10 protein-coding genes and 1 pseudogene are annotated in these 10,286 nt (G+C 67.7%); 6 read left to right on the top strand and 5 right to left on the bottom strand.

What is annotated here, in order from left to right; all coding sequences use genetic code 11:
• A pseudogene (locus AB0M65_RS10950) lies at window positions 1-100 on the bottom strand (DNA-binding response regulator); the annotation flags it as partial.
• 586 nt (window positions 101-686) lie between these two features.
• Between AB0M65_RS10950 and vanH the strand changes: the two are divergent.
• Genes vanH through AB0M65_RS10970 form a run of 4 tightly spaced genes read left to right on the top strand, consistent with a single transcriptional unit; the run spans window position 687 to window position 4,427 of the window.
• On the top strand, window positions 687-1,649 hold the full coding sequence (vanH, locus tag AB0M65_RS10955; protein WP_364024948.1) for a D-lactate dehydrogenase VanH: 963 nt from the start codon (window positions 687-689) through the stop codon (window positions 1,647-1,649).
• Window positions 1,637-2,677, top strand: coding sequence for a D-alanine--(R)-lactate ligase (gene vanA / locus AB0M65_RS10960; protein WP_364024847.1), 1,041 nt, complete (start codon window positions 1,637-1,639; stop codon window positions 2,675-2,677). Before vanH ends, vanA begins: the two co-directional genes overlap by 13 nt.
• Window positions 2,674-3,300 carry a D-Ala-D-Ala dipeptidase VanX gene (vanX, locus tag AB0M65_RS10965; RefSeq protein WP_364024850.1) on the top strand — a complete coding sequence of 209 codons (627 nt, stop codon included), beginning with the start codon at window positions 2,674-2,676 and terminating at the stop codon, window positions 3,298-3,300. The genes vanA and vanX overlap by 4 nt, the downstream gene beginning before the upstream one ends.
• Window positions 3,297-4,427 carry a UDP-N-acetylglucosamine--N-acetylmuramyl-(pentapeptide) pyrophosphoryl-undecaprenol N-acetylglucosamine transferase gene (locus AB0M65_RS10970; protein ID WP_364024853.1) on the top strand — a complete coding sequence of 377 codons (1,131 nt, stop codon included), beginning with the start codon at window positions 3,297-3,299 and terminating at the stop codon, window positions 4,425-4,427. Before vanX ends, AB0M65_RS10970 begins: the two co-directional genes overlap by 4 nt.
• On the opposite strand, the gene AB0M65_RS10975 is transcribed toward AB0M65_RS10970, so the two are convergent.
• Window positions 4,360-5,451, bottom strand: coding sequence for a HAMP domain-containing sensor histidine kinase (locus AB0M65_RS10975; RefSeq protein ID WP_364024856.1), 1,092 nt, complete (start codon window positions 5,449-5,451; stop codon window positions 4,360-4,362). The genes AB0M65_RS10970 and AB0M65_RS10975 overlap by 68 nt on opposite strands.
• Entirely contained in the window at window positions 5,444-6,118 is a 675-nt protein-coding gene (locus AB0M65_RS10980; RefSeq protein ID WP_364024859.1) for a response regulator transcription factor, read from the bottom strand. Before AB0M65_RS10980 ends, AB0M65_RS10975 begins: the two co-directional genes overlap by 8 nt.
• 87 nt (window positions 6,119-6,205) lie before the next feature.
• Here AB0M65_RS10980 and AB0M65_RS10985 point away from each other — a divergent pair, with 87 nt between their 5' ends.
• Both AB0M65_RS10985 and AB0M65_RS10990 read left to right on the top strand, forming a co-directional pair.
• On the top strand, window positions 6,206-6,706 hold the full coding sequence (locus AB0M65_RS10985; RefSeq protein ID WP_364024861.1) for a M15 family metallopeptidase: 501 nt from the start codon (window positions 6,206-6,208) through the stop codon (window positions 6,704-6,706).
• Between the two features lie 31 nt (window positions 6,707-6,737).
• On the top strand, window positions 6,738-9,176 hold the full coding sequence (locus AB0M65_RS10990; protein ID WP_364024863.1) for an NB-ARC domain-containing protein: 2,439 nt from the start codon (window positions 6,738-6,740) through the stop codon (window positions 9,174-9,176).
• A 10-nt stretch (window positions 9,177-9,186) separates the two neighbouring features.
• Here AB0M65_RS10990 and AB0M65_RS10995 read toward each other — a convergent pair whose 3' ends face one another.
• Window positions 9,187-9,441 carry a hypothetical protein gene (locus AB0M65_RS10995; protein WP_364024866.1) on the bottom strand — a complete coding sequence of 85 codons (255 nt, stop codon included), beginning with the start codon at window positions 9,439-9,441 and terminating at the stop codon, window positions 9,187-9,189.
• 123 nt (window positions 9,442-9,564) lie between these two features.
• Window positions 9,565-9,981, bottom strand: a complete 417-nt coding sequence (locus tag AB0M65_RS11000; RefSeq protein WP_364024869.1) for a hypothetical protein — start codon at window positions 9,979-9,981, stop codon at window positions 9,565-9,567.
• Window positions 9,982-10,286: the final 305 nt, after the last annotated feature.

Genomic DNA, 10,286 nt, shown 5'->3' on the forward strand with positions numbered 1-10,286 from the left:
GCATGCGGACGTCCATCAGCACGACGTCGGGGCGTTCCTTCTCGGCCAGTTCCGCCGCTTCCACGCCGTCGCCCGCCTCGCCGACGACTTCGAGGGAAGGGGTCCTTCACGCGCGGCTGCTGTGCCTGCTGATGCACCTGAGACCACAGCGGCGGTCCTGAAGGCAGCGAAGGACTCCTTTACTACTTCATGGTAGGTAAGGAGGCCTGCACGGACCGGGCCCGCGATCAGCCCCGCAGCCAGATCCGGTAGGTACCTAAGACGCTCTTGGCCCTGACGATCCGAAACACTCACGACCCTGGGTCGACGCCACCTCAGCTGTATCTGCCACATCTGCCACATCTGCCACATCAGCCACATCAGCCACATCAGCCACATCTGTCACATCGACACCATCTCGGAGCGCCCGGGAAAGCTCGCCCGGCTGTGCCGCCCTGGTCGCGACCGCACCGACAGGAAGCGCGCCGCAAGATCAACATGAGCTGAGTGGTCTTGTCCTCAAGGAGGCTCACAGGCCAGCCTCGAAGTTACCGGCCGGTAGCATATTGTCGGCGTATCGAAAACCGCATACGGGGCGGCAACACCGCGCTGCCTTGACTGGGGGTATGACCGACAGCGAACCAGCACGAACAGCGGTCCGCCGCGCCCGCTCGCCGTCGCCATGGTCGTTCCCCGCCGTCCCGGGAATGGGGATCACGATTTACGGGTGCGGGCAGGACGAGGCCGCGTTGTTCCGGGAGATGGCGCCTCGCTTCGGCGTGATGCCGACCATCACCGAGGCGCCGGTGTCCGAGGCCACTGTCGCGCTGGCCTCCGGGAATCGCTGCGTCAGCGTGGGGCATAAGACACGGATCGCGGATAACGCTCTTCTCGCGCTCAGCCGAGCAGGCGTAACGTACATTTCCACGCGAAGTATCGGCTACAACCATATCGATGTGGAATACGCGAAGAGCGTCGGCATTTACGTCGAGAATGTCGCCTATTCACCCGACAGCGTGGCCGACTATACGCTGATGCTGATGTTGATGGCGGTCCGGCATGTCAAATCCGTACTCAGACGTGCCGACGTCCAGGATTACAGATTGCATGACGTGCGCGGGAAAGAGCTACGCGATTTGACCGTCGGCATCATCGGGACAGGGCGCATCGGCGTGGCGGTCATGGACAGGTTGCGAGGCTTCGGCTGCCGCGTACTGGCCCACGACAGTCGCCCCAGTGCGGCCGCCGACTACGTCCCTCTTGACGATTTGCTTCAGCAGAGCGATATCGTGACGCTTCACGCGCCACTCAACGCCGACACCCACCATCTTCTCGATCGTCGGCGTATCGGGAAGATGAAGCATGGCGCGTATGTCGTCAATACCGGACGCGGCCCGCTTTTGGAAACCGACGCCCTGATCGAGGCCTTGGAAAGTGGCGCGCTGGGTGGAGCGGCACTGGACGTCCTCGAAGGCGAAGACGGGATATTCTACGCGGACCACCGGGACAAGCTCTTGGAGAGCGACCTGTTGTCACGGCTGCAACGGCTGCCGAACGTGATCATCAGCCCGCATACCGCCTATTACACGGACCGCGCCCTGCGCGACACCGTGGAGAACTCTATTGCCAACTGCCTGAACTTCGAGATCAGAAAGCAGTGCTGGATATGAAGATCGGAATTATTTTCGGGGGCGGTTCCGAGGAGCATCCCGTCTCCGTCAAGTCCGCGCAAGAGGTCGCGAGGAACCTCGACACCGGCAAGTACGAACCGTTCTGGATCGGGATCACGAAGAGCGGAGCCTGGCAGCTTTGCGATGGCCCGAAAGAGAATTGGGACGACGCCGGTGGCCGCCCGGTCTTGCTGTCACCGGACAGGAACGTCCACGGCTTGCTCGTCTTGGAGCAGGGACGCTACGAAGAGATCCGGCTGGACGTCGTGTTGCCCGTGCTGCACGGCACCCTCGGCGAGGACGGTGCGATCCAGGGTTTGCTGGACCTCTCCGGCATCCCGTACGTCGGCTGCGATGTCCAAGCTTCCGCTCTGTGCATGGACAAGTCCCTCGCGTACCTGGTCGCCCGGAGCGCGGGCGTCTCGACGCCGGACTTCTGGACCGTCACGGCGGACGAGCCTGTCGACGCCGACCGGCTCCCCTATCCCGTCTTCGTCAAACCGGCCCGTTCGGGGTCGTCTTTCGGCGTCAGCAAGGTATCCCGCAAGGAAGAACTGCCGGGTGCGCTGGAGGCCGCGAGGCAGTACGACTCGAAGGTGCTGATCGAGACGGCCGTCGTCGGCAGCGAGGTCGGCTGCGCCGTCTTGGGGAACGACCTCGACCTGTTCGCCGGCGAGGTAGATCAGATTTCGCTCTCACACGGGTTCTTCAAGATCCATCAGGAGGACAACCCCGAAGACGGTTCCGAGAACTCGACGATCACCGTTCCGGCGGACCTTCCGGCGGAGACCCGGTCGCTCGTCAAGGAGACGGCGAAGGTCATCTATCGCGCCTTGGGCTGCAAGGGACTGTCGCGAGTGGACATGTTCCTGAAGGAAGACGGAACGGTGGCCCTCAACGAGGTCAACACTCTTCCCGGTCTGACCTCCTACAGCCGCTATCCGAGGATGATGGCGGCCGCGGGAGTGCCACTCGGTGAGGTGATCGACCGGCTGGTTTCGGTGGCACTGACCGGGAAGGTTCGATGAAGGACGACTTCGTCTTCGTCGACGAACTGGTGTTCGGGATCCGCTGGGACGCGAAGTACGCCACCTGGGACAACTTCACCGGCAAACCCGTCGACGGCTACACGGCGAACCGGATCGTCGGCACGAAGACTTTGTGCGCGGCGTTGGAGAGCGCGCAGGAAAAGGCCTCGTCCCTCGGCTTCGGCTTGCTCGTCTGGGACGGCTATCGCCCGCAACGAGCCGTTGACCGTTTTCTGCGCTGGTCGAAGGAGCCGGAGGACGGCCGGACGAAGTCCCGGCACTATCCGAACATCGACAGGGCCGAGATGTTCGAGAAGGGATACGTGGCCGCGAAATCGGGCCACAGCCGGGGAAGTACGGTCGACTTGACGCTTTTTCACCTGGACACCGGCGAACTCGCCGCCATGGGTGGCGGTCATGACCTGATGGATCCGATCTCTCATCACAACGCGAAAGAAGTCACGCGCGCCGAAGCGGAAAACCGTCACCACCTTCGTTCCGTCATGGAGTCCTGCGGTTTCGCCTCCTACGAGCGCGAGTGGTGGCACTACACGCTGAAGGACGAGCCGTATCCGGCCACCTACTTCGACTTCCCCCTCGGCCGGACGGGAAGCTCCGGATGACGGCGCCGCGTGTCGTCGTCGCGGGCGGTCATTCGGCCGGGCATATCGAGCCGGCGATGAACTTCGCCGACGCGCTGCGCCGTCTGGAGCCCACGGCCGAGATCACCGCACTCGGCACCGTCCGCGGCCTGGACACCACCCTCATCCCGGCCCGCGGCTACCCGCTCGAACTCATCCCGCCGGTGCCGCTGGCCCGCGGGCTGAACCGCGCCCTGCTGCGGACACCGGGCAGGCTGCGTGATGCGGTGCGGGCGGCCGGTGCGGTACTCGATCGCGTGCGGGCCGAGGTCGTGGTGGGCTTCGGCGGCTACGTGGCCGCGCCCGCCTACCTCGCCGCCCGCGGGCAGGGGGTGGCGATCGTCGTCCACGAGGCGAACGCCCTGCCCGGCGTGGCCAACCGGCTGGCGGCCCGGATGACGACAAGCGTGTTCACCGCCGCGCCGGGTATCCGGCTGGCCCATGCCACCGCCATCGGGATCCCGCTGCGGCCGTCGATCACCGGACTCGACCGGCCCGCGCTGCGCGACACCGCCCGGCGGCGGTTCGGCCTGCGCTCCGAAGGGCCGGTCCTGCTGGTCACCGGTGGTTCGCAGGGCGCGGACGCGATCAACGCCGGGGTGTCCGGCGCGGCGGCGGCGTTACGGGCGGCCGGCGTGCAGGTCCTGCACATCACCGGGCCGCGGCATGTGGTCGAGGTGCCGGACAGCGACCCGCCCTACGTGGTCGTCCCCTACGTCGACGAGATGCGGTACGCCTACGCCGCGGCCGACTTCGTGGTCTGCCGCTCGGGGGCGATGACGTGTGCCGAACTGGCCGCTGTCGGCCTGCCGTCCGCCTTCGTCCCGCTGTCGCGGCGCGGCGGTGAGCAGCGGCTGAACGCCGGACCGGTGGTGGCGGCGGGTGGGGCACTGCTTGTCGGCGAAGCGGACTTCGGCCCGGCCTGGATCGAGTCCACGCTGCTCCCGGTGCTCACCGACCCCGCGCGGATCGCGGCGATGTCGGCGCGCGTGTCGGCGGGTGGCGCGGCCGACGCGGACGTCGTACTGGCCCGGCATGTCCTCACCGCGGTCGCCGAGCGGCGGGCAGCCGCACCGAGGCGCGCAGCCCTCCGGCGTCGAGTGGGGTGAGCGTGAGGGTTCCGCCGTGGGCCTGGGTGACGCTCTGGACGATCGCCAGGCCGAGGCCGACCCCCGCGTGATGGGTGCGGATCCGGCCGGTGCCGCGTTGAAACGGCTCGACGAGCCGGGAAACCACGTCCGGCGAGAGTTTCTCGCCGTCGTTCTCGACGACGAGCACCGCGGTTTTGGGGTGCGCGCTGGTCGTGACCCGCACGGTGCCGTGTTCCGGCAGGTTGTGGACGATCGCGTTGTGCACGAGGTTCGTGGTCGTCTGCAACAGGAGCGCGTGCGAGCCGAAGGTGGGGCTCACGTCTCCGGAGGTCTCGATGGTGACGCCGTGCCTTTCCGCGAGGGAGAAGAGCGTTTCGGTGGCTTCTTCCGCGATGAGGGACAGATCGACCTCCTCGCGGGTGAACGACTGCTGCTCGACCCGGCTGAGCAGCAGCAACGCTTCGGTGAGTTCGATCGCCCTGGTGTTGACGGCGCGGAGGCGTTCGTCGATCCCGCCGCTGCCGCGGTTCGGGTCCTTGCGGGCGACGTCGAGCAGGGTCTGCGTGATCGCCAGCGGGGTGCGTAGTTCGTGGGAGGCGTTGGCGGCGAATCTCCGCTGTTCGGCGTCGTGTGCTTCGAGCCGCGCCAGCATGATGTCGAAGGCGTCGGCGAGTTCGCGGAACTCGTCCGTGCGGCCGGGTAACCGGATGCGGTGGGAGAGCGATCCGTTCGCGGCGACCCGGGTGGCGTGGGTGATGCGCGTCAGCGGGGAGAGCATCCGGCCGGCGAGGAGCCAGCCGCCGACGAGCCCGAACACCAGCAGGAACGCCATCACGACGACCATGATCGGGGCGAAGGCCCGTACCAGGAGCGAGCGGTTGATCAGGAAGTTGCCGCTGCCGGTGAGGATCCAGCCGTCGGGCAGGAAGTACAGGTAGAAGACCAGTACCGCCGTGACCAGCAAAGCACCCGCGACCATGAGGAAAGCGGCGTAGCTGAGGGTGAGTTTGAGGCGGACGCTCAGCCCGGGCTCCCTATCCATGCTCGCCACCGGTGCCGACGCGGTACCCGACGCCGGGCACCGTGGCGATCAGCCATGGCTCCCCGAGCCGTTTGCGCAACGCCGAGACCGTGATGCGCACGGCGTTGGTGAACGGGTCCGCGTTCTCGTCCCACGCCCGTTCCAGGAGGTCTTCGGCACTGATCACACCGCCTTCGGCACCCATGAGTACTTCGAGCACGGCGAACTGTTTCCTGGTCAGCGCGACGTACCGGCCGTCCCGGTAGACCTCGCGGCGGAACGGATCCAGCCGCAGGCCCGCGATCTCCCGTACCGGCGGCCGGTTGTGCGCCCGCCTCCGATCGAGTGCCCTGAGCCTGAGCACGAGCTCCTGCAACGCGAACGGTTTGGTGAGGTAGTCGTCGGCGCCGAGTTCGAAGCCGGACGCCTTGTCGTCGAGCCGGTCGGCCGCCGTGAGCATGAGGATCGGCATCCCGCGGCCGGAGGCCACGATGCGGGCGGCGATCTCGTCACCGGAGGGCCCGGGGATGTCACGGTCGAGGACGGCGATGGCATAGGTGTTGACGCTCAGGAGTTCCAGTGCGGTGTCACCGTCACCGGCGATGTCGGCCGCGATCGCTTCCAGCCGCAACCCGTCGCGGATCGCTTCCGCCAGATAGGGCTCATCCTCGACGACCAGCACACGCATACTTCCGATGCTACGAACCGGCGCATATCGTGCGCATATCGAAAACCACGTACAGGACGGCAACACCCCGCCGCCTTGGCTGAAGGCATGCCCTACAGCGAAGCAGCGTTCCGGCCTGCCCTCGGCACGGCACACGGCGCGGTCCCCGCCCCGGTGACTGTTTTCGACGACGAGACCCCGGCCGTGGCCAACCTCGATCCCGCCCTGCTCGATGCCTTGCGCCGGGCGGCGGCCGACGCCGCGGGAGACGGGGTCGGATTCCTCGTCAACGGTGGCTGGCGGTCCCCGGAGTACCAGGAATACCTGCTCCGCGAGGCGATCTCGAAGTACGGCTCGGAAGAGGAGGCCGCCCGCTGGGTGGCCACCCCCGCCACGTCCGCGCATGTTTCGGGCGACGCGGTCGACATCGGGCCTCCCGCGGCGCGGGCGTGGCTGTCCGAACACGGCGCCGGTTACGGGCTGTGCCAGATCTACCGCAACGAACCCTGGCACTACGAACTGCGCCCCGAAGCCGTCGAGTACGGCCGTCCGTCTCTCTACGCCGACCCGACGCACGATCCGAGGATGCGGGCGCCAAGGTCACATTGAGCCGACGGCCCCGGCGTGGATAATTCTGCCCATGACGAACGCCGCCCGGGGCGAGACGGCCACAACTTTCAAGGCGCTGCTGAAGGGTTACCGCGTTCGCGCCGACCTCACGCAAGAGGAACTCGCCGAACGGTCGGGGGTGAGTGTCCGGGCCATCAGCGACATGGAACGCGGGATCGCCAAAAGCCCGCAGCGCCGGACGATCGAATCACTCGCCGCGCCGCTGTCGTTGACCGACGAGGAACTGACCAGCCTGCAGAAAGTCGCCAAACAAGGCCGTACCCAGCCGATCGCCGCACCGGCGCCCGCGACGGCCGGGATCTACGAATCACCCCTGATCGGCAGCCTGCCCCCGGACGTCGACGACCTCACCGGACGCGAGCGCGATCTCGACGCGGTGCGCACCCTCGCGGCCGGGCTGAGCGGCGGGCGCCGCCGGTCGGGCCGGGTCGCGGTGCTGAGCGGCCCGCCCGGTACCGGCAAGACGACACTCGCGGTGCGGGCGGCCCACGACCTCGCGGCCGACTTCCCCGATGGCAGGCTTTTCCTGAAGCTGCGCGGGATGTCGTCCGAGCCGAACGATCCGGCTGACGTGCTGCACCTGATTCTGCGTTCTCTCGGCGTCGACGCGGTCCACATCCCGGCGGATCCGGAAGACCGGGTGAGCCTGTGCCGGTCGCTTCTGCGGGACCGCGCCACCCTGATCGTCCTCGACGACGCGGCCGACGAGGCGCAGGTCCGGCCGCTCCTGGTCGGCGGGCCGCGTTGTCTCACCCTGATCTCCAGCCGCCAGATGCTGGTGGGGCTCGAAGGGGCCAGCAGGCTCAACCTCGACGTGTTCGGCGCGGACGACGCCGTCGCCCTGCTTTCGACCATCATCGGGCCCGGGAGGATCACGCGGGAGCGACCGGCGGCGATCGAGCTGGTCGAACTGTGCGGGCGGTTGCCGCTCGCCCTGCGCATCGCGGGCAACCGGCTGGCGAGCCGTCCCACGTGGCCGCTGGCGCGCCTCGTCGATCAGCTCCGTGACCGCAGCAGGCGGCTGACCACCCTGACCGCGGGCGATCTCGACGTCCGCAGTGTGTTCGAGTTGTCGTACAAGCAGCTCACCCCGACCGCCGCCATGGTGTTCCGGCGGCTCGCCGTCGTCCCCGCCGCCGATTTCTCCGTTGGCGCCGCGATGGCGCTCATCGAGGCTTCCGAAGAGGACGACGCCGCGATCTTCCTGGAGGAACTCGCCGACGCGAGCCTGCTGCAGACGTCCGAGGAGAACGGCCGGTACCAGTTCCACGACCTTCTCCGGGTGTTCGCGACGGAACGGCTCACCCGGGAGGAAACCCCGGAAGCCGTTCAGGCGGCGGAAAACCGGCTCGCCGGCTGGCTGGTGCGCACCGCGACGGCGGCCGGGCGTTACTTCCAGCCGACCGACGGGGTGAGTCCTCCGCCGGTGGCGACGTCGTCGTTCGGCGATCACTCCAGCGCGGGCCGATGGCTCGAAGTGGAGCTGAAGAACTGGCTCGCCGCGGCCAAGAGCGCCGCAGCCCGCGGCGAACACCGGCCGGTCCTCGATCTTGCCGAGTCCATGCACTGGTACTCGGAAATCGGCGGGACCGCGAGCACCTGGTACGACCTGTTCGGCCTCGCCGTGAACTCGGCCATCGCGATCGGCAGCAAACGGGACGAGGCGGTCCAGCGGAATTTTCTGGCCTGGGTGCAGGCCACGCTGTGCGACCAGGCGGATGAGGCCGCCGAGATGGCCCTGCGGGCCTGGGACGCGGCGGTGGAGGCAGGCGACCGCCGCGAACAGGGCTGGGCACGGGTGTACCTTTCGAGCGCCCAGCTCCGCGACAGCGATTTCTCGACGCCGTCCGAACTGTTCGACGAAGCCGTGCGCCTGTTCGAGGAAGCGGACTATCCGCCAGGGCTCCATGTGGCGCGGGCGATGCGGGCCACGTTCTGGTACCGGAGTGGCAGGTTCGACGCCGCCGCCGTCGAGTTCGACGTCTGTGTCCGCTACTTCAAGAAGGGGCACGACGGCTCACGCACTCCCGTCGACGACACCACCTACGCGTACCTGCTGCTGCGCTCGGCGCAGAACCTGGCCGCGCTCGACTCGGCCGATCTGGCGCTCGCCCAATGCGAAACGGCGCTCGAACTGTTTCGCCGTCACGGTGCGGCCATGGGCCTTGGCCGTGCCCTGCAGGCCACCGGAAGGTTCCTGCGCCGCCAAGGCGATCACCCGAACGCGCGACGGCGGCTGACCGAGGCCATGGAGTTGTTCGAACGCATCGGGCTGGCGCAGGCCCAGATCGATACCCTGTGCGACCGGGCGGCCCTGTCCGAAGAGGTGGGGGACCAGGCGGCGGCCCGCGATGACCGGGAACGCGCGCTGTCCCTTTGCGACCGGCTCGGCCGGTCCGAAGGCACGAAACTCCGGGAGAAACTGACGGAACATCTCAACGCCTCCTGACCGCACCGCCTCAGGAGGCGCGGGTCAGTTCTTCCCAGGTGATGTGCCCGAGCAGGACGTCCTGGATGGTGTAGCGCGGCACGGGTTCGAACTCGGCGATGGCGGCGGGCCTGCCGGTCCGTGCCATCCCGGCGGCCGCGGCGATCCGGCCGCCGAGTTCACCCGCGTCCAGATCCCTGATGTCGTCGCGGGAAACGTAGACGGCCACCATGTCCTCTTCGGACCGGGCGGGGCCGGAGTGGAGACCTTGGATTCGTAGCGACACGTCAACTCCCTGGTGTTGAGCGGTTCTGCGACTCTTGTTCCAGTAAACGCGACCCGTGTCCCGGTCACCATGAACAACCACCAGCAGAAGCACCGGAAGGAAAGTCCCGCCGGGAAGCGTGCGTCAGCCCGCGCTCCACACCGGCGCACGGTCCGACGGCGGCTCCAGTACGAAGGCCACCGCGCGCCGGACGACGTCCGCCGCCACCGGACCCGCCACCCGCCCCCTGATGTGGCCGAGCAGCGCCGGTTCCGGTGCCAGACCGTGGGTTTCCAGGTAATAGGTGACGGTGTCGGTCCAGATCCACACCCCGTCGGTGACGAAGTTCGTCGGCACGGCCGCGGTCCGGTCCGGGTCGAGGACGTCGTCCATCAGGGACGGGGTGACCAGGATCGGCGTACCGCCCGCCAAGTAGCCGACCAGCGCCCGCAGTTCCTCCGGGTCTTCGATCCGCGGGTGGCCGGGTGCGAACCCCGGCCCGGTTTCGGGGTCGACGACGTCGAACACCCTGGCCAGGGTGAACTCTTCCGCTGTGGGCACCGGGTACCTCCTGTTGCGGGGCAGGGTTTGGCCACCCCAGCACACCGCGGGGGCTCGCCACGCGCCAGGCAGGAGTGGTGGCAGGAATACCGGCGGTTCCCCCAGCGAACCCGAAGCCGTAACACGCGTGCTCAGAGCCGTATCACGCGTGCCTGAAGACGTAACTTGCGTGCTTGAACAGCGCACACGCGTGCTTGAAGACGTAACTCGCGTGCTTGAACTGCGCACACGATGATCCGCCTTCAAGCACGCGAGTTACGCCTTTAAGCACGCGTGTGCGAAGTTCAGGCACGCGAGTTCCGGCT

This window comes from Amycolatopsis sp. NPDC051071, from assembly GCF_040682875.1.
GTDB lineage: Bacteria > Actinomycetota > Actinomycetes > Mycobacteriales > Pseudonocardiaceae > Amycolatopsis.